Raw genomic sequence first — 20,045 nt, 5'->3', positions numbered from 1 at the left:
GTATTGAAATGCAAATTTACATCATTCTTATAAATAATTGCATTTATATAAAAAAAATATTCTTTTTTAGGGTTAATTCGTAAAATACTATCAATTTGTTAAATAATATAAAATAAATTGCATTTTACTTGGATATTAAATTTTTCTATTGCAATATTTGTACTCACAAAGTTCAATAACTTATTGAAATGTTATCAAGAAAGGTGAAGGGATTAGACCCAATGAAGCCTTAGCAACCCTTTGTAATGCAGAAATCTATTCTGTATTTTAAAGAAGGTGCTAAATTCTACTCAACTATTTTTAGTTGGATAGATAACAAAAAAGAATATTCCAAGTTTGAATATTTAGTTTTCTTAATAACATTTTTCTAGTAAAAACATCAACAAAAATTGATGAATTTGACTTTTGTTTTAATCTCAAAGCGATTCACAATACAACGTATTGAGTTTCTTTTGAAAATGTCATTCCAACGAAAGTAGGAATCTAAATTAACTCAAAAAAATAGAAAAATGAGTACTCAAAAATTAGCAACAAATGCGTTGCACGCAGGTCATGATGTAAAAGCAAATGGAGGCACAAGAGCTGTGCCTATTTATCAAACATCATCTTATGTTTTTAACAATTCAGAACATGCAGCTAATCTTTTTTCATTAAAAGAATTAGGTTTTATTTACACGCGATTAAACAACCCAACAAATCAAATTTTACAAGATCGTTTAGCAGCTGTAGAAGACGGAATTGGAGCTGTAGTTTTTGCATCAGGAACAGCAGCGATTTCAACAGGTTTGTTAACTTTATTAAAAGCTGGAGATCATATTGTGGCTTCTAGTAGTTTGTATGGTGGAACTTATAATTTATTAAGTGTTACTTTACCAAGATTCGGAATTACAACTACTTTTGTTGATGCTTCTAATCCTGATAATTTTAAGAATGCTGTTCAAGAAAATACAAGAGCATTTTTTGTAGAGTCTTTAGGAAATCCGAAGTTAGATGTTTTAGATTTAGAAGCAATTGCTGAGCATTCTAAAGCTGCAGAAGTGCCTTTTATTGTTGATAACACTGTGGCTACACCAGCGTTATTAAATCCTATTAAACACGGAGCAAATATTGTAATTCACTCTTTAACAAAATATATTGGTGGTCAAGGAACCTCTTTAGGTGGTGCAATAATAGATGCAGGAACTTTTAACTGGGCAAATGGAAAATTCCCAGAATTTACAGAACCTTCTGCAGGTTATCATGGGTTAAAATATCACGAAGTTTTGGGTGCTGCCTCTTATACGTTTAAATTAATTTTAGAAGGATTACGTGATTTTGGTGGTGCTTTAAGTCCTACAAATGCATTTAATATTATTCAAGGTTTAGAAACTTTATCAGTTAGAATTAAACAGCATTCAGAAAATGCATTGGCTTTAGCAACTTGGTTAGAAGCACAAGAAGAAGTGGCTTGGGTTAATTATCCTGGATTAGAAAGCAGCAAGTACAATGGTTTGGCTAAAAAATATTTACCAAAAGGACAAAGTGGAATTGTAACTTTTGGGCATAAAGGAGGTTTTGAAGCAGCAAAAACTATTGCAGATAAAACAAAAGTTTTCTCTTTATTAGCAAATATAGGTGATACAAAATCATTGATAATTCATCCAGCAAGTACAACACATCAACAATTAGATGAAGAAGCACAAGCAAGTGCAGGGGTTTCTCAAGATTTAATTCGTTTGTCTGTTGGTATTGAAGATTTAGAAGATTTAAAAGCAGATTTAAAAGCGGCTTTTTCAGAAATATAAATTGTATAACCTGCAAGGTTTCTAAAATCTTGTAAGTATTAATTATAAAAGATTTGACACAACCATTAGAACATATTAAAATAAAAGATTTTACCACAGAAGCTGGTGTACTTATCTCTGAATTAAATTTAAGTTATCAAGTTTTTGGTAAAGAATTAGGTTCAGCTCCTGTGGTTTTAATCAATCATGCATTAACAGGTAATAGCGAAGTTGGTGGTAAAAATGGTTGGTGGAAAGACATTGTAGGCAAAGAAAAAGCCATTGATACAACTGTTTATACAGTATTATCTTTTAATATTCCTGGTAATGGTTTTGATGAGTTTCTGATAGATAATTACAAAGATTTTATTGCTAGAGATATTGCAAAACTTTTTTTACAAGGATTATCCGTTTTAAAAATTAAGCAATTATTTGCTTTAATTGGTGGTTCTTTAGGTGGTGGAATTGCTTGGGAAATGATGGTGTTAAATAATAAATTAACGCAACATTTTTTACCAATTGCAACCGATTGGAAATCAACAGATTGGTTAATTGCCAATTGTCAAATTCAAGAACAATTTTTGGTAAATTCTAGTAATCCTGTTCATGACGCACGTATGCACGCGATGTTATGTTACAGAACGCCAGAAAGTTTTAAAGAACGTTTTCATCGATCTAAAAAAGAAGATTCAGATATTTTTGATGTAGAAAGTTGGTTATTACATCATGGTAAATCTTTACAAGAACGTTACCAATTATCATCTTATAAATTAATGAATCAATTATTAAAAACGATAGATGTAACAAAAGGTGGTGTAAAGTCTGATGAAATTTTGGATAAGATAGATGCTAATATTCACATTATAGGTGTAGATTCTGATTTGTTTTTTACAGCAGAAGAAAATAGAGAAACGCATAAAAAAATAGCATTAACAAAAGACAATGTTACCTATAATGAGATAAATTCAGTGCATGGTCATGATGCATTTTTAATGGAATATGATCAACTACAAAAAATTATAGAACCAATTTTTAATAAAGATTATAGAGAAAAGAAGATGAAAGTTTTAAAGTTTGGAGGTAAATCTTTAGGGAATGGAAAAGGCTTACAAAATGCTATAGAAATTATAGTTAGTAAGTTTAAAAGCGGAGATAAAATTACGGTTGTTGCTTCTGCAAGAGGAAATTCTACAAATGATTTAGAAGCTATTTTACAAAATGCAGCTGCAAAAAAGGAATATAAATCTAAATTTTTAGCATTTAAAGAATATCAACAAGAACCTAATAAGGCAGTTGATTTTTCTCAAGAATTTTCTAAATTAGAAACCATTTTTGAAGGTGTTTCTTTGTTAGGTGATTATAGCCAGAAAATTAAAGATGAAGTTTTAGCGCAAGGTGAATTATTATCAGTAAAATTAGTGGCTAGTTTAATAGAAAAAGAATCTATTTCTGTAAACCCTGTTGATGCAAGATCGTTAATAATTACTGATGAAAATTTTGGTAACGCACAACCTATTCAAGGAGTTTCTAAAGAAAATGTAATTCAATATTTTAAAGAAAACAAATCTACAATTAACATTGTTACAGGTTTTATTTCATCAAACAAAAAAGGAGAAACAACCACTTTAGGTAGAAATGGAAGCAATTATACTGCAGCTTTATTGGCAAATTATTTAGATGCAGATGAACTTCAAAATTATACACACGTAAGTGGTATTTATACTGCTGATCCAAAATTAGTTGCAGATGCTAAAAAAATAGATCAATTGTCTTTTAATGAAGCTAATGAGCTAGCTACTTTTGGTACAAATTTGTTACATGCTAAAACAATTATTCCGTTAATAGAAAAAAACATAAACCTTAGAATTTTAAATACTTTTAATTTAAAAGATAAAGGAACTTTAATTTCATCTACTTCTGCATCACAAGGGATTAAAACAATTTCTACCATAGAAAATATGGCGATGATTAATTTTGAAGGTAGAGGTTTATTAGGTAAAGTTGGTGTAGATGCTCGTATTTTTAATGCATTAAGTAAAGAAGATATTAGTGTTAATATTATTGCACAAGGTTCCTCTGAAAGAGGTGTTGGTTTGGTGATAAATGCCGAAAATACTTTACGAGCTGTAAATGCATTAAAAGATGAGTTTGAAAGTGATTTTCAGGCACAAGATGTAAATCAAATAACAGTTTTTGATGAAGTTTCTGTAATTTCTATTATTGGACAAGATTTAAGTCAATTTCATCATCCATACAATGCTTTAATTAAAAATCAAATTGTACCGCTTTTATTTAATAACACAGTTACAGGTAAAAATGTGAGTTTGGTGGTTAAAAAAGAGCAATTGTATAAAGCTGTAAATGTAATTCATGGTCAGGTTTTTGGGGTAACCAAAAAGATAAACATTGCTATTTTTGGTAAAGGTTTGGTTGGTGGAACATTAATCGATCAAATTATAGAAAATACACAATCTGTTTTAGAAAGACGCAAATTACAATTGAATGTTTTTGCAGTTGCAAACTCTAAAAAAGTATTGTTAAATAAAAATGGAGTTTCTAAAAACTGGAAAGAAAATCTTTTAGAAAATGGTGAAGAAAATGTAAAAGTTAGCGATATTATTGCTTTTGCAAAAGCCAATCATTTCGAAAATTTAATTGCGGTTGATAATACAGCAAGTGTAAATTTTGTAGGCAATTATATTCCGTTAATAGAGTCAGGTTTCGATTTGGTTTCTTGTAATAAAATTGCCAATACGTTATCTTTTGATTTTTACAAAGAAGTAAGAGCCAAATTAAAAGAATATAAAAAACAATATTTATACGAAACCAATGTTGGTGCAGGTTTACCTTTAATAGATACCATTCGTTTATTACATGAATCTGGTGAGAATATCACTAAAATTAGAGGTGTTTTTTCTGGAAGTTTAAGTTATCTTTTTAATACTTTTTCTGCTGAAGATGTATCTTTTTCAGAAACTTTGCAAGAAGCCATTGATAAAGGATTTACAGAACCAGATCCAAGAGAAGATTTAGGAGGAAATGACGTTGCCAGAAAATTATTAATTTTAGCAAGAGAGTTAGAATTAGAAAACGAGTTTGATGAGGTTAAAATTAAAAACCTAATTCCCGAAAATTTAAGAGAAGGTGCTGCAGAAGATTTCTTAGGGAAATTAGCCTTATTGAACGATGAATATCAAACCATAAAAGAAAATCAAGAACCTAACAACGTTTTACGTTATATTGGCGAATTAAGTGGAGATTTATCACAAAATAAAGGTACTTTAGAGGTGAAATTAGTTTCCACAAACAAAAATACACCTTTAGGTTCTTTAAAAGGTTCTGATGCAATTTTTGAAATTTATACAGAATCTTATGGAGAACAACCAATTGTAATTCAAGGAGCAGGAGCAGGAGCAAGTGTAACAGCAAGAGGTGTTTTTGGAGACATATTAAGATTAGCAAAACATAACAACTAAAAAAGGGTTTTAGTTTTTGGTTATTAGTAAAAACCATCAATCAAAAACTATCAACCAAAAATCATAATAATGAGTAAACATTTCGAAACAGAAGCAATTAGAAATCAAACAGAAAGAAGTCAATTTTCTGAACATTCTACACCTTTATATTTAACATCAAGTTTTGTTTTTGATGATGCAGAAGACATGCGTGCTTCTTTTGCAGAAGAAAAACAACGTAATCTATACAGCAGATTTACAAACCCTAATACAACAGAATTTGTAGATAAGGTTGTAAAAATGGAAGGTGCAGAAGCTGGTTACGCATTTGCAACTGGTATGTCTGCAATTTTTTCGTCATTTGCAGCATTGTTAAATGCAGGCGATCATATTGTTTCTTGTAGATCTGTTTTTGGTTCTACACACAGTATGTTTACCAAATATTTGCCAAAATGGAATATAGAAACTTCTTATTTTAAGGTTGATGAAGTAGATTTGGTAGAAAGTTTAATTAAAGAAAATACAAAGATTCTTTATATAGAAACACCAACAAATCCTGCTGTTGATATTTTAGATTTAGAGTTGATAGGTAATATTGCCAAAAAACACAATCTAATTTTTATTGTTGATAATTGCTTTGCAACACCTTATATACAACAACCCATAAAATTTGGTGCAGATTTGGTAGTCCATTCAGCAACTAAATTAATGGATGGCCAAGGAAGAGTTTTAGGTGGAGTTACAGTAGGTAAAGAAGATTTGATTCGTGAAATCTATTTATTTGCTAGAAATACTGGGCCAGCAATGTCTCCTTTTAATGCTTGGGTGTTATCAAAAAGTTTAGAAACGTTGTCTTTACGTGTAGAAAAACATTCAGAAAATGCTTTAAAAGTTGCCTCTTTTTTAGAAGAAAATAATAATGTAGAGTTGGTGAAATATCCTTTTTTAGAATCTCATCCACAGTACAAAACTGCCAAAAAACAAATGAAATTAGGAGGCAATATTGTTGCTTTCGAAATTAAAGGCGGAATTGAAGCTGGTAGAAAATTCTTAAATAAAATTAAGATGTGTTCTTTATCAGCAAACTTGGGTGATACTAGAACTATTGTCACACATCCATCTTCTACAACTCATGGACGTTTGTCAGAAGAAGATCGATTAGAAGTTGGTATTACAAACGGTTTGGTAAGAGTTTCTGTTGGTCTAGAAAATGCAAGTGATATTATAGCAGATTTAAGTCAGGCTTTAGAAAATTAGTAATTTACAACATTACTTTTCTCAAAGTAAAGTATCTATGATAAGGTTTTTATATAGCTAAATAATAATTTTATTTAAAAATAACATAAATTGGTTAACCAATTTTGTATTTTTAAAAAATCAATTATAAAGTTATTATTTGTCTTATGAAAAATGCCTACAGATTACTTTTTCTTAGTTTTTTATTAATGTCTTTTTCTGCTTGTGGTTCTAGCGAAACAGAAGAAGAGTTAACAGAAATTTTAGAGGTAACTACAGTTAATGAGTTTTCTGCGTATCAAGAAACTCAATTACTAAATATTACTGCAAATATGTATTGGTTTACAGAGATTGATGTGAATTGGATATCAATAGAACCAAGATATGGAACCAATAACGCTATAGTAGAAGTAACTGTATCATCAAATACAATCTACGAAAAAAGAACAGGAACCATTACTGTTAAAGGCGGTAATCTTACAAAAACGATAACAGTAACACAGGCTGCCAGAGAAGAAAATACAGGTGAGTTGGATGCAAATAAAGCACCATCAGAAAATTTTGATTTATCCACTTGGAATTTAAGTATTCCTGAAGATAAAGGTAATGGTATAGCAACAACAATTACAGTAAGTGAAATTAATAGTGCGTATGTAAATAGCAATTATTTTTATACAGCAGAAGATGGAGGTATGGTTTTTAAATGTCCAGTAGATGGATTTAAAACATCAGAAAATACGAGTTACACCAGGGTTGAATTGAGAGAAATGTTAAGAGGGACAGATACAAGTATTAGTACGCAAGGTGTAAATAAAAATAATTGGGTTTTTGGTTCTGCACCGCAAGCAGATATAAATGCTGCAGCTGCTTATGATGGAGAAATGTCTGCAACTCTTTCTGTAAATTATGTAACGACTACAGGAGATTCTAGTCAGCAAGGGCGTGTTATTGTAGGGCAAATACATGCAAATGATGATGAACCCATTCGTCTTTATTATAGGAAATTAGCTAATAATACTTTGGGCTCAATTTACTTTGCTCACGAACCAACAGAAGGTAATGGAAATGAACAATGGTACGAAATGATCGGTTCTAGAAGTAGTAGTGCTTCTAATCCTTCTGATGGAATTGCGCTTAATGAAAAATTTAGTTACACAATTAATGTTATTGGAGATAGTTTAACTGTAACAATTATTAGAGAAGGTAAAGAAAATGTTGTTAAAACTGTTGATATGAAAGATAGTGGGTTTAATGTAAGTGGGCAATATATGTATTTTAAGGCAGGTGTTTATAACCAAAATAATTCTGGTGATGCTGATGACTATGTGCAAGCTACTTTTTACGCATTAGAAAAATCTCATACCACAAATTAAGAAATTTTTTAGACACCAATTTTTCTTATTAGTATTTAGTTATAACTTTAGGTTTAAAGTTTATCCTAGTGTTTTAGTATAGTAATTGCATTAAATTATGTAGTTTTGTAATATGCTATCTAAAAAAACAAAATACGGGTTAAAAGCGCTTACTTATTTAGCAAAACAGGAAGATAAAATACCTGTATCTATAGCTACAATTTCTCAAAGTGAAAATATTTCCCTTAAATTTTTAGAAAGTATCCTTTTAACACTTCGTAAAAATGGTTTTTTAGGTTCTAAAAAAGGAAAAGGTGGTGGTTATTATTTAATTAAAGAGTCATCAGAAATTCAAATGACAGATGTTATGAGGATTTTAGAAGGGCCAATTGCAATGGTGCCTTGTGTGAGTCTTAATTTTTATGAAAAATGTGACGATTGTCCAGATGAAAATACCTGTACAGTTCATAAATTAATGACCCAAGTAAGAGACAATACTCTGCAAATTTTTAGAAATACAACATTAGCAGATTTAACCAATAATTAATATTAGTTTTTTTATTTTTGATGAAATTGCTACAAATTAAATGAAAAATAAAAATCGATCTCTAGTCCTAATTTTCTTTATTTCACTTTCTCTTTTTAGTCAAGAAAAACAAAGAACAAAATTTACTAATTTTTTAGCCAACTCCTATTATAGTGTCAATTTCGGTGGTATTTTTTATCCTTTTTCAAATGATAATTTAATTGATGGTTATAAAACAGATAGCTTTAGTAAAAACTGGTTTTCTGGTAGGTTTATGTTAGGTCATAAAATAACTGACAATTTATCTGCACAATTTGGTACAATGAGACCTGCTTCTTGGTTTAAATACGATAATGTAAATAATATTGGTTATGATAGAAGTGTATGGATTAATGCTTGGTTTCTATCACTAAAAAAAGATTTTTATTTGTCAAACAAAACCTCTTTTTATGCAGAAGCTGGTATTGCTAATTTAACCAGATTTGGTTTTTCTATAGATGATAAAGTTATTTATAATGATGCACATTATGCAAGTTTAATTTACGGTCTTGGCTTACAATATAAGTTAACCAACAAATGGCGATTATCTGCAAACGGAACCTTTTTACCAAAATCAGAAAAACAAAATCAACCATTAATTTCTCAGTTTTCTTTAGGTTTTGAATATCATTTACAACAGGTTGATGATAAAATTGCAGAGGAGTATTCAAATAACGATTATTTTTTTCCGAACAACATTTTTCAAGTGAGTTATGGTACAGGAGACATTGGTTTTGGTGTAAATGAATTTTTTGGCATGAGTATGAAGGTTGGTAATTTCGATAGTTTTGGGATTCCTGTTTTTTGGGTTGGAGAAATAAAAGCAAAGCATGCTTTATCTTTAACTTACCAGAGATTAATTTATAGGTCAGAGAAAATATTCTCTTTAGATTGGGGTGTGAGTGCTACTTATTTTCAATCTACAAGAGGAAAAACAGATGTATTTGCATTTTCAATTTTTCCTGTTTTGCGCTTCTATTTGTTAAGAAAAAAAGATTATGATTTTTATACAAATTATTCAATAATTGGACCAACTTATATTTCTAAAAGTAATATAGATAACACAGAAACTGGTCCCAAAAGCACTTATCAAGATACAATGGGTTTTGGTGTGTTTTTTGGTAAAGAAAGAAAATACAATTTAGAGTTGCGTATTATGCATTATTCTAATGGAAATATTTTTACTAAAAATGATGGAGTAGCAATACCTCTTCAATTAACTTTTGGTAAAACTTTTTAGAACATTGATACCTACACTATATTTTTCATAAAATTAGGGTAAAATATTTTCAACTACAACCTTTTAGTAATAAAATATTCACAATTATTAGCTTCATTTATTATTAATCTACTAATTCAGTAGGCTTTAAGTAATTTTTATGTTTTTATCTCGACTTTTTGTTTGTAAATGATGTATGTTTGCATACCCTACTAAATAAATAGGGTATTAATATTAATGAATTCTTATGATTGCAGATCAAATGATTTTTAGCAAAAAGATAGCAAAACAAAGTTTCGAAGAAGATGTAACTTCAGAAAAACCTGTAAGAAGTATTGTAAAAGCATTAAGTTGGAGAGTTGTTGGTACTTTAGATACCTTAATAGTATCTTATTTTTTAACAGGTAAAATAGCCTTAGCAGCATCAATAGCATCCGTAGATTTTTTAACGAAATTAGTTTTATACTTTTTTCACGAAAGAATTTGGAATAAAATAAAATGGGGAAAATAATGAGCCTAGATTTAGATAAAATAAACAAAGAATTAAAAGATAAAAGCCCTGCAGAAATTATTTCGTGGGCTATTTCTTTAGCAAAAAATGCAGTAATTACTACTAATTTTAGACCTTATGAAGTTGCAATTTTAAATGCAGTAACAGAAGTGAAAAAAGATATAAAAGTAATTTGGTGCGATACAGGTTATAATACTGTACAAACCTATAAACACGCAGAAGATATAATTGAAAAACTAAGTTTAAACATTCAATTATATGTGCCAAAGCAAACTGCTTCTCATAGAAATGTAGTTTTAGGAGTGCCATCAATAGAAGATTCTAAACATGCAACTTTTACAGAGCAAGTAAAATTAGAGCCATTTGCAAGAGCAATGAAAGAACATCAACCAGATGTTTGGTTTACAAATTTAAGAAAAGGGCAAACTGCATTCAGAAATAGTATAGATATAGTATCTCAAAGTAAAGACGGAATTGTAAAAGTAAGTCCATTTTACAACTGGTCAGATGAACAATTAGATGCGTATTTAGAAGAAAAGAATTTACCAAATGAATTCACTTATTTCGATCCAACAAAAGTAGAAAGTAACCGCGAATGTGGTTTACATATATAAAAAATAAGACATGAGTCATACAACAATACAAGTAGATGCTTTAGAAAGCGAAGCAATTTATATTTTTAGAGAAGTAGTTGCGCAGTTCGAAAAACCAGTGTTATTATTTTCTGGAGGAAAAGACAGTATTACTTTAGTGCGTTTGGCACAAAAAGCATTTTATCCTGCAAAAATTCCATTTCCTTTAATGCATATAGATACTGGTCATAACTTCCCAGAAACTATAGAATTTAGAGATAGGTTAACAAAAGAATTAGGTGTAGAGCTTATTGTTAGAAACGTACAAGATAATATCGATTCTGGTAGAGTAAAAGAAGAAACAGGTAGGTATGCAAGTAGAAATATGTTGCAAACAGAAACACTTTTAGATGCTATAGAAGAATTTGGTTTCGATGCTTGTATTGGAGGAGCCAGAAGAGATGAAGAGAAAGCAAGAGCAAAAGAAAGAATCTTTTCTGTAAGAGACGATTTTGGTCAGTGGGATGAAAAAAACCAACGTCCAGAAGTTTTTGACATGTTAAATGGTAAGATAGATTTAGGTCAGAATGTACGTGTTTTTCCAATATCAAACTGGACAGAATTAGACGTTTGGTCTTATATAGAACAAGAAGAAATCGAAATTCCATCTATTTATTTTGCACACAAAAGAAAAACATTTGTAAGAGATGGTATGATTTGGTCTGCAGACGATGAAGTTGTTTATAGAGATGAAGAAGAAGAAGTTGTAGAAAGAATGGTTCGTTTTAGAACAGTAGGTGATATGAGTTGTACAGCAGCAGTTTTATCAGATGCAATAGACATCAATAAAGTTGTAGAAGAAATTAGAGATTCATCTATATCAGAAAGAGGTGCAAGAATTGATGATAAACGTTCTGAAGCAGCAATGGAAAAAAGAAAACAACAAGGATATTTTTAAAAATTTGTTTTACAAATTTTTCGCATTTCGCTTTTGGCAATTAGCCATCAGTATAAATAAAAGAATATAAAATTAGGCGAATAGCTATTTAGCGAAAAGCCAACAGCTCAAAAAAAATGAAAGTACTAAAAATAGCAACAGCAGGAAGTGTAGATGATGGTAAAAGTACCTTAATTGGTCGTATTTTATACGATACCAAATCATTAACAGATGATAAGTTAGAAGCCATAGAAGAAAAAAGTCAGCAAAGAGGTTTTGATTATTTAGATTTTTCTTTAGCAACAGATGGTTTAGTTGCAGAACGTGAGCAAGGTATTACAATAGATGTAGCACACATTTATTTTTCTACACCAAGCAAAAGTTTCATTATTGCAGATACACCAGGTCATATAGAATATACAAGAAATATGGTTACAGGTGCTTCTACAGCACAAGCTTCTATTGTTTTAATAGACGCTAGAAATGGAGTTGTAGAGCAAACTTACAGACACTTTTTTATCAATAATCTATTAAGGATTAAAGATGTTGTAATTGCTGTAAACAAAATGGATTTAGTTGATTATTCAGAAGAAAAATACAACGTAATAAAAGGAGAAATTGAGTATTTAGCAAGCAAAAGCGAATATAAAGGTCAGAATTTAACTTTCATTCCTTTATCAGCATTAAAAGGAGATAATGTAGTTGCAAAATCTGACAATATGAGTTGGTATCAAGGAGAAACACTAATGCATCACTTAGAAGCTTTAGATACAGAAGATATTAATGACGAATCACAAACACGTTTTCCTGTACAAACTGTTATCAGGCCAAAAACAGAAGAATACCATGATTTTAGAGGTTATGCAGGTAAGATTTACGGAGGAGATTTTGAAGTAGGAGATGAAGTAGCAGTTTTACCTTCTTTAACAAAATCGAAAATTAAAACAATCAATTTCTTCGATAAAGAATATCAAATAGCAAAAAGAGGAAGCTCAGTTACCATAACTTTAGAAGATAATGTAAATGTAAGTAGAGGAGATATGTTAGTAAAAACAAATGAGGAGCCAAAAATTGCAAAGCAATTAGACGCAACAATTTGTTGGATGGATAAAGAACCTTTACAAGCATCACAAAAATACTATATCAAACATGGTGTAAATGATGCACAAGCAAAAATTACGCAATTATCAAGCATCATTAAAACCGATTTTTCTGGTATTGAAGAAAATCCATCAGAATTAGAATTAAATCAAATTGGTGATGTACAATTAAAATTGAGTAAACCTTTAGCGTTTGATGCTTATAAAAATAACAAATCAAATGGTTCATTTATTTTAATCAACCCAAAAACGAATAACACTGTTGGTGTTGGTTTCATAAAATAAAAGCTTATTTAATCCTTTAAAAAGGAAAATAATTAAGCTGATGAATAAAGAATAAAAAAAATAATTAACAATATTTTTACTGCCCAAGTAAAAATCCCTTCTCATTTTAGAAGGTTAGGATGGGCTATTAGCATGCAAAGTTTTAGAACAGAAATAGAAAATCCGGTTGTAGAAAAAGATATTATTGAATTAGCAGATAAAATTGCTGCATTCAATAACCTACAAATTGATGAAGAAAAATTTAGAAGTCTTCGTTTAGCAAGAGGTGTTTACGGTCAACGTCAAGAAGGCGTGCAAATGATTCGTATTAAGTTGCCTTATGGTAAAGTAAAAAGCAATCAATTACGTAGAATTTCTGAAGTTTCTGATGAATATTCTAGAGGAAGATTGCATATTACAACTCGTCAAGATATTCAAATTCATTATGTAGATCTAAATAGAACTCCAGAATTATGGGCAGAATTAGAAAGAGATGATGTTACTTTACGAGAAGCTTGTGGTAATGTGGTTAGAAATGTAACTGCTTCTGAAACTGCAGGTATAGATGTAAACGAACCTTTTGATGTTTCTCCTTATGCAGATGCATTATATAAATTCTTTTTACGTAACCCAATTTGTCAAGAAATGGGTCGTAAATTCAAGGTTTCTTTTTCTTCTACTGATGAAGATACAGGTTTGTCTTATTTACACGATTTAGGTTTTATTGCTAAAATTGAAAATGGCGTAAGAGGTTTTAAAGTAATGGCAGCAGGAGGTTTAGGTTCACAGCCAAGACATGCAGAAGTTTTATATAACTTTTTACCATCAGATAAAATAATTCCAGTAATGGAAGGTGTTTTAAGAGTTTTTGATAGATATGGTGAACGTAAAAGTAGAGCCAAAGCAAGAATGAAATTCTTATTAAAAGATATAGGTTTAGAAGCTTTTAAAGATTTAATTGCTCAAGAACAAAAAGCAATTGAATTAAAAACAGTTGTTATAGATGCAGATGCTTATGTTGCTTCAACTCCAGTTTCTGTTGATGTTCCTCAGGTTGCAATTAAAAACCAAGAAGCATTTGAATTATGGAAATCGACAAATTTAATTCCGCAAAAACAAGAAGGATTTGTTGCAATCGGAATAAAAGTGTTGTTAGGAGATTTTTATACAGATAAAGCAAGATTATTAGCAGATTTAGTAGATGAATATGCAGCAGGAGAAATCAGATTAACTTTACGTCAGAATATTGTAATTCCGTTTGTCAAAGAAGATTTAGTACCTTATTTTTATCAAGAATTAGAAAAGTTAGGTTTTGTAGAAGCTGGTTATAACAAAGCAGTAGATATTACAGCTTGTCCAGGTACAGATACATGTAATTTAGGTATTGCAAGTAGTACAGGTATTGCAGAAGAATTAGAAAAAGTAATTGCTGCAGAATATCCTCAATATTTAAAAAATGAAGATCTAGTAATTAAAATTAGTGGGTGTATGAATGCTTGTGGTCAACACAATATGGCAAACATCGGTTTTCAAGGGATGACAGTAAGAACGCCAGATAAATTAGTTGCACCAGCATTGCAAGTTTTATTAGGTGGAGGTAATTTAGGAAATGGAAATGGAGCTTTTGCAGACAAAGTTGTAAAAGTACCAAGTAGAAGAGGTCCAGAAGCATTAAGAAGAATTTTAAACGATTTTGAAGCAAATGCAAACGGAAAACAATTTGTAGAGTACTATAAAGAAAAAGGAGAAAAATATTTCTATAATTTCTTAAATGATTTACAAGACGCAACTAATTTAACTCAAGAAGATTTTATTGATTGGGGAGAATCTGAAAAGTATGTTAAAGAAATCGGAATTGGAGAATGTGCAGGTGTTGTTATCGATTTAATTGCTACCTTGTTTTTAGAAAGTGAAGAGAAAATTGATAACGCAAAAGAAGCTTTAGAAAATGGAATATATTCTGGTTCAATTTACTATACATATCAATCAATTGTAAATTCGGCAAAAGCATCTTTATTAGCAGAAAATAAGAAAACAAATACACACGCAAGTATTATTTCTCAATTCGATGATTTATTTGTAAAAAGTAGTAAAATAGAATTAGGTACATCTTTTTCAGAATTAATTTATCAAATTAATAAATTTGCACCAACAGCAGAATTTGCACAAAAGTATATTAATGATGCCAATACTTTTTTAGAAAAAGTTAGAGCATATAGAGCAGCAGAAACTGCAATTACGCAGTAAAAAGCTTAAAAGAAAAAGCATGAGTTTAAAAACACCAAAATTAACGGTTGTAGGCGCTGGTCCTGGAGATATAGATTTAATAACAGTAAAAGCTATTAAAGTTTTAAAAACTGCAGATGTAGTTTTGTATGATGCTTTAGTAAATGAAGAATTACTAGATTATATCAACCCAGAAGCAGAGCAAGTTTTCGTGGGTAAACGAAGAGGATGTTATCGTTATCAACAAGAGCAGATTAACGAATTAATTGTAGAAAGAGCTAAAACTTCTGGACACGTAGTTCGTTTAAAAGGTGGAGACTCATTTATTTTTGGTAGAGGTGCAGAAGAAATGGAATATGCTGCAAATAATGGTTTAGAGACTGCAATTGTTCCAGGTATTTCATCATCATTAGCAGTACCTGCTTATCAAAACATACCTTTAACTAAAAGAGGAAGTTCAGAAAGTTTTTGGGTTATTACAGGTACAACTAAAGAGCATAAAATATCATCAGATGTTGAGTTGGCAGCAAAGTCTAATGCAACAGTTGTAGTTTTAATGGGTATGAGTAAGTTACCTCAAATTGTAAAATTATTTCAGGCAGAAGGTAAAAATAATTTACCAGTAGCTGTTATTCAAGAAGGTACAACTGTTAATGAAAAAATAGGGATTGGCACTGTAGATACTATAGAAAATGTGGTTGCAGAAAACGAATTAAGAAACCCTGCAATTATTGTTTTGGGTAATGTTGTAAAACATCGTCAAGCCATTTTAGATATTCAACAAGAATATGCAAGCGATATAAAGTAGTAGTTTAATGGAAAGAAATAATTTATATCCTATTTTTTTAAAAACCAAAAACCTACAAGTATTAATTGTTGGTGGAGGTTTTGTGGCAGAAGAAAAATTAACTTTTTTGTTAAAATCGAGCCCAGATGCTAATGTAACAATGGTATCACCAATGTTTAGAGAAGGTACAGTAACTTTGTCAAAAAAAGGGAATGTAAAACTTATTCAAAAAAAATACAGTAAAAAGTATTTAAAAGGGAAACACATTGTTGTAGCAACAACAGATATTCCTAAAATTAACGAAAAAGTTTACAGTCATTGCAGAAAGAGAAGCATTTTGGTTAATGTTGCAGATAATCCACCTTATTGCGATTTTTATATGGGCGGAATTGTAACCAAAGGAAACGTAAAAGTGGCAATTTCTACAAACGGAAAATCGCCAACAACCGCTAAAAGATTACGTCAATTTTTCGAAGAAGTTATTCCAGAAAATATTGATGATTTAGTAAAGAATTTAAACGAGTATAGAAAAACCATTAAAGGAGACTTTGAGGAAAAAGTAGAAAAGCTAAATGAATTTACAAAAAGTTTAGTAGAAAAATAAAAGTAAAAAGGCGAATAATCTTTAGTTTTTTGCAATTAGTAAAAAACCAAAGAAAAGCCAAAAGCAAAATAAAATGATTACAACAGATATATTAATTATTGGGGCAGGACCAACAGGGTTATTTACAATTTTTGAAGCAGGTTTATTAAAATTAAAATGTCATTTAATAGATGCATTACCACAACCAGGTGGTCAATGTTCAGAAATTTATCCAAAGAAACCAATTTATGATATTCCTGCTTATCCAGAAATTTTAGCAGGCGATTTAACCCATAAATTAATGGAACAAACAAAGCAGTTTGAGCCAGGTTTTACTCTAGGAGAAAGAGCAGAAACAATAGATAAACAAGATGATGGTACTTTTATTGTAACTACAAATAAAGGAACAAAGCATCACGCAAAAATTGTTGCAATTGCAGGTGGTTTAGGATCTTTTGAGCCTAGAAAACCAAAAATAGAAAACTTAGAAAAGTTCGAAGATAATGGAGTTGAATACATTATTAAAGAACCAGAATTATATAGAGACAAAAAAGTAGTAATTTCTGGTGGTGGAGATTCTGCTTTAGATTGGGCAATTTTCTTGTCAGATGTTGCATCAGAAGTAACTTTAATTCATAGAAGAAACGAATTCAGAGGCGCTTTAGATTCAGTAGAAAAAGCACAAGAATTAAAAAACTTGGGTAAAATTAACATTATAACACCTGCAGAAGTAAAAGGAATTATTGGTGATGATAAAGTTACGGGTGTTGCTGTAGAGAAAAAAGGCGAAGATGCTGTAATTATAGATACAGATCACTTTATCCCTTTATTTGGTTTATCACCAAAATTAGGGCCAATTGCAAACTGGGGCTTAGAAATAGAAAAAAATGCCATTAAAGTAAACAACGCATTAGATTATCAAACAAATATTCCAGGAATTTACGCTATTGGAGATGTAAACACCTACCCAGGAAAATTAAAATTAATTCTTTGTGGTTTTCACGAAGCAACTTTAATGTGTCAAAGTGCATATAAAAGAATTTTTCCAGACAAAAAATACGTAATGAAATACACAACAGTTGGTGGTGTAGAAGGTTTTGATGGTACAAAGAAAGAAGCACCAAAAGCAGTAGTAAAAGCAATAGAATAAACTTTTTGCAGGGGTATAAAAACCTTGTAAATATTCGTTAAATAGCTTTTTAAACTCAAAAAAAATAATGTTTTTAAGAAGCTATTTCCAGCTTTCAGCACTCGCTTTTTTACCTAAAAAGGCAAAAAGAGCTCAAACAAATGCTTCAATCTGGGCTAAACTTGTTTAAAAATCAATTGATTTCTTGCAATAAAAGGCAAATTTAAAAGTGTAAAACTAAACAAGTTTTTAAAATTTGTAAGGTTTAAAATCATCCAAATTCATTAATTTTGGTCTTTGGTAAATAAATAAAAATGAGTGTAGATATCAACATAAAAATAACTGATAGAAATGGTGAAACACATGAAATTGTTGCACCAACAGATATGGCAATGAACCTTATGGAAGTTGTTCGTTCTTACGAGCTTGCAGAAGAAGGTACAATTGGTATTTGTGGAGGAATGGCTATGTGTGCCTCTTGCCAATGTTATGTAATATCAGATCATCAATTACCAGAAATGACAGACGATGAAGACGCAATGTTAGCAGAAGCATTTGATGTAGAAGATAACAGTAGGTTAGGTTGTCAAATACAAATGACACCAGAATTAGAAGGTTTAGAAGTAGAATTAGCACCAGAAAGCTAGAGTTTAAATGAAACAATCAGAACAAATAAAAGAAACAACCCAATTAATTGGAGCTAAAAATTACAGCATGTGTTTAAGAGACGCAGTTGAGGTTTTTACCAAACAATTAATTAATAATTTGTTCGATGTAAATGATTTAGCAGAAAGTGGTGCAGATACCAGAAATAAATTTTTACAAATACTAAAAAGATTATCTGTAGAAAATGGAGAGAATCTATGGAGCGAGTATCAAAGTTTCTTTGTAGAAATTAGAAGAAAATTAGATTTAGACGCAATTGCTGCAGAAAGAAACGATCCTGCTTGTAAAAGTTTAGAAGAAGTATATTTAGCTTATCCTGGTTTTTATGCAATTGCTGTACATCGTTTAAGTAATCAATTATTAAAATTAGCAGTTCCTGTTTTACCAAGAATGATGAGCGAATTTGCACATAGTACAACAGGTACAGACATTCATCCAGGAGCAGAAATAGGCGATTCGTTTTTTATAGATCATGCAACAGGTATTGTAATAGGAGAAACAACCATTATTAAAAATGATGTTTCTATTTATCAAGGAGTAACTTTAGGAGGCATCCAAGTTAAAAAGAGTTTGGCATCAACAAAAAGACATCCAACCATAGAAAGCGGAGTTGTAATTTATGCAAATGCTACTATTTTAGGTGGTGATGTAGTTATTGGTGCAAATTCTGTAATTGGCGCAAATGTTTGTGTTACAGAAACAATTTTAGAAAATTCTGTAGTAACTGTACAATCAGAAAATAATATTTTTCAAAAAAGAAATTAAACAATGCAGACAAAAAGTATCATAGATTTTGTAGGAAATACACCTTTGGTGGAAGCGCAACATATTTTTAAAAAAGAAGGTGTTACTTTATTATTAAAGTTAGAAGGTAACAACCCTGGAGGAAGTGTAAAAGATAGAGCTGCTTATTACATGATTTCTGAAGCTATTAAGAGAAAAAATATAAAAAAAGGAGATACTTTAGTAGAAGCTACAAGTGGTAATACAGGTATTGCTTTAGCTTTAATGGCAAAAGTATTGGGGGTAAATATGGTAATTACAATGCCAGAAAACTCAACTATTGAAAGAGTTAAAACAATGCGTGCTTATGGTGCGAAAGTAATTTTAACTCCTGCAGAAAAAGGTATGGAAGGAGCAATTGACCATGCATTAAAATTAAAATACAAAAAAGGATATTTTAGATTAAATCAATTCGATAATTTCGATAATCCAAAAGCACATTATAAAACTACTGGTCCAGAAATTTGGAGAGATACTGAAGGAGAAGTAACGCATTTTGTTTCTGCAATGGGAACAACAGGTACAATTACAGGTGTTTCAGATTTTTTAAAAGAAAAAAACGAAAATATTACAATTATTGGAGCGCAACCTAAAGACGGTGCTAAAATACCAGGTATAAGAAAGTGGCCAGAAGAATATTTGCCAGCTATTTTTAATTTAAATAAAATAGATCAAGTATTAGAAGTTGGTGAAGAAGAAGCAAGAGAAATGACTATACGTTTAGCAAAAGAAGAAGGTATCTTTGCAGGAATGAGTAGTGGAGGTTCTGTTGCAACAGCATTAAAAGTAGCAAACTCAATAGATAAAGGAGTTGTTGTAGCAATCATTTGTGATAGAGGAGATAGATACTTATCATCAGATATCTATCAGTAATTTAAAAGTAAAACAAGTATTTGC

At 30.4% G+C, this 20,045-nt stretch carries 17 protein-coding genes and 1 riboswitch; all 17 genes read left to right on the top strand.

The genetic code is table 11. The features are described 5' to 3' along the window. Positions 1-188: 188 nt before the first annotated feature. A riboswitch (SAM riboswitch) is annotated at positions 189-319 on the top strand. Between the two features lie 190 nt (positions 320-509). The 17 genes from KO506_RS04030 (at position 510) to cysM (ending at position 20,021) form a co-directional block, all read left to right on the top strand. Next, on the top strand, positions 510-1,784 hold the full coding sequence (locus KO506_RS04030) for an O-acetylhomoserine aminocarboxypropyltransferase/cysteine synthase family protein (RefSeq protein WP_215993605.1): 1,275 nt from the start codon (positions 510-512) through the stop codon (positions 1,782-1,784). Positions 1,785-1,837: 53 nt separating this feature from the next. After that, on the top strand, positions 1,838-5,239 hold the full coding sequence (gene thrA, locus KO506_RS04025) for a bifunctional aspartate kinase/homoserine dehydrogenase I (protein ID WP_215993604.1): 3,402 nt from the start codon (positions 1,838-1,840) through the stop codon (positions 5,237-5,239). Between the two features lie 69 nt (positions 5,240-5,308). Next, on the top strand, positions 5,309-6,475 hold the full coding sequence (locus tag KO506_RS04020; RefSeq protein ID WP_215993603.1) for a trans-sulfuration enzyme family protein: 1,167 nt from the start codon (positions 5,309-5,311) through the stop codon (positions 6,473-6,475). A gap of 146 nt (positions 6,476-6,621) precedes the next feature. Further along, positions 6,622-7,827 (top strand): polysaccharide lyase family 7 protein, encoded by a 1,206-nt coding sequence (locus tag KO506_RS04015; protein ID WP_252726776.1) that lies wholly within the window; start codon positions 6,622-6,624, stop codon positions 7,825-7,827. A 112-nt stretch (positions 7,828-7,939) separates the two neighbouring features. Next, positions 7,940-8,353 carry an RrF2 family transcriptional regulator gene (locus KO506_RS04010; RefSeq protein ID WP_215993602.1) on the top strand — a complete coding sequence of 138 codons (414 nt, stop codon included), beginning with the start codon at positions 7,940-7,942 and terminating at the stop codon, positions 8,351-8,353. A 40-nt stretch (positions 8,354-8,393) separates the two neighbouring features. Continuing rightward, positions 8,394-9,611 (top strand): acyloxyacyl hydrolase, encoded by a 1,218-nt coding sequence (locus KO506_RS17075; RefSeq protein ID WP_252726775.1) that lies wholly within the window; start codon positions 8,394-8,396, stop codon positions 9,609-9,611. Positions 9,612-9,837: 226 nt separating this feature from the next. After that, positions 9,838-10,101 (top strand): DUF2061 domain-containing protein, encoded by a 264-nt coding sequence (locus KO506_RS04000; RefSeq protein ID WP_215993601.1) that lies wholly within the window; start codon positions 9,838-9,840, stop codon positions 10,099-10,101. Next, positions 10,101-10,715, top strand: coding sequence for a phosphoadenosine phosphosulfate reductase domain-containing protein (locus KO506_RS03995; RefSeq protein WP_215993600.1), 615 nt, complete (start codon positions 10,101-10,103; stop codon positions 10,713-10,715). Before KO506_RS04000 ends, KO506_RS03995 begins: the two co-directional genes overlap by 1 nt. 10 nt (positions 10,716-10,725) lie before the next feature. After that, positions 10,726-11,631, top strand: coding sequence for a sulfate adenylyltransferase subunit CysD (cysD, locus tag KO506_RS03990; RefSeq protein WP_215993599.1), 906 nt, complete (start codon positions 10,726-10,728; stop codon positions 11,629-11,631). 116 nt (positions 11,632-11,747) lie between these two features. Beyond that, positions 11,748-12,995 carry a sulfate adenylyltransferase subunit 1 gene (locus KO506_RS03985; RefSeq protein WP_215993598.1) on the top strand — a complete coding sequence of 416 codons (1,248 nt, stop codon included), beginning with the start codon at positions 11,748-11,750 and terminating at the stop codon, positions 12,993-12,995. Positions 12,996-13,127: 132 nt separating this feature from the next. Next, positions 13,128-15,221, top strand: coding sequence for a HEPN domain-containing protein (locus KO506_RS03980; RefSeq protein ID WP_215993597.1), 2,094 nt, complete (start codon positions 13,128-13,130; stop codon positions 15,219-15,221). Between the two features lie 19 nt (positions 15,222-15,240). Beyond that, positions 15,241-16,008, top strand: coding sequence for a uroporphyrinogen-III C-methyltransferase (gene cobA, locus KO506_RS03975; protein WP_215993596.1), 768 nt, complete (start codon positions 15,241-15,243; stop codon positions 16,006-16,008). Positions 16,009-16,015: 7 nt separating this feature from the next. After that, a complete protein-coding gene (locus tag KO506_RS03970; protein ID WP_215993595.1) occupies positions 16,016-16,591 on the top strand; it encodes a precorrin-2 dehydrogenase/sirohydrochlorin ferrochelatase family protein in 576 nt (191 codons plus the stop codon). Positions 16,592-16,664: 73 nt separating this feature from the next. Further along, positions 16,665-17,720, top strand: a complete 1,056-nt coding sequence (locus tag KO506_RS03965; RefSeq protein ID WP_215993594.1) for an NAD(P)/FAD-dependent oxidoreductase — start codon at positions 16,665-16,667, stop codon at positions 17,718-17,720. 293 nt (positions 17,721-18,013) lie between these two features. Then, the gene (locus KO506_RS03960) at positions 18,014-18,346 is read left to right on the top strand and encodes a 2Fe-2S iron-sulfur cluster-binding protein (RefSeq protein ID WP_215993593.1); all 333 of its coding nucleotides are present in this window, start codon (positions 18,014-18,016) and stop codon (positions 18,344-18,346) included. Positions 18,347-18,353: 7 nt separating this feature from the next. Beyond that, complete coding sequence (epsC, locus tag KO506_RS03955) at positions 18,354-19,130, top strand: serine O-acetyltransferase EpsC (RefSeq protein WP_215993592.1); 777 nt, start codon at positions 18,354-18,356, stop codon at positions 19,128-19,130. 3 nt (positions 19,131-19,133) lie between these two features. Beyond that, on the top strand, positions 19,134-20,021 hold the full coding sequence (gene cysM, locus KO506_RS03950; protein WP_215993591.1) for a cysteine synthase CysM: 888 nt from the start codon (positions 19,134-19,136) through the stop codon (positions 20,019-20,021). Positions 20,022-20,045: the final 24 nt, after the last annotated feature.

Origin of the sequence: Polaribacter vadi, from assembly GCF_018861005.1 — a bacterium.
In the GTDB taxonomy this organism is placed as follows: domain Bacteria; phylum Bacteroidota; class Bacteroidia; order Flavobacteriales; family Flavobacteriaceae; genus Polaribacter; species Polaribacter vadi_A.
The sequence above is the reverse complement of the archived record's forward strand: the minus strand, read 5'-3'. Positions and strand labels throughout refer to the sequence as shown.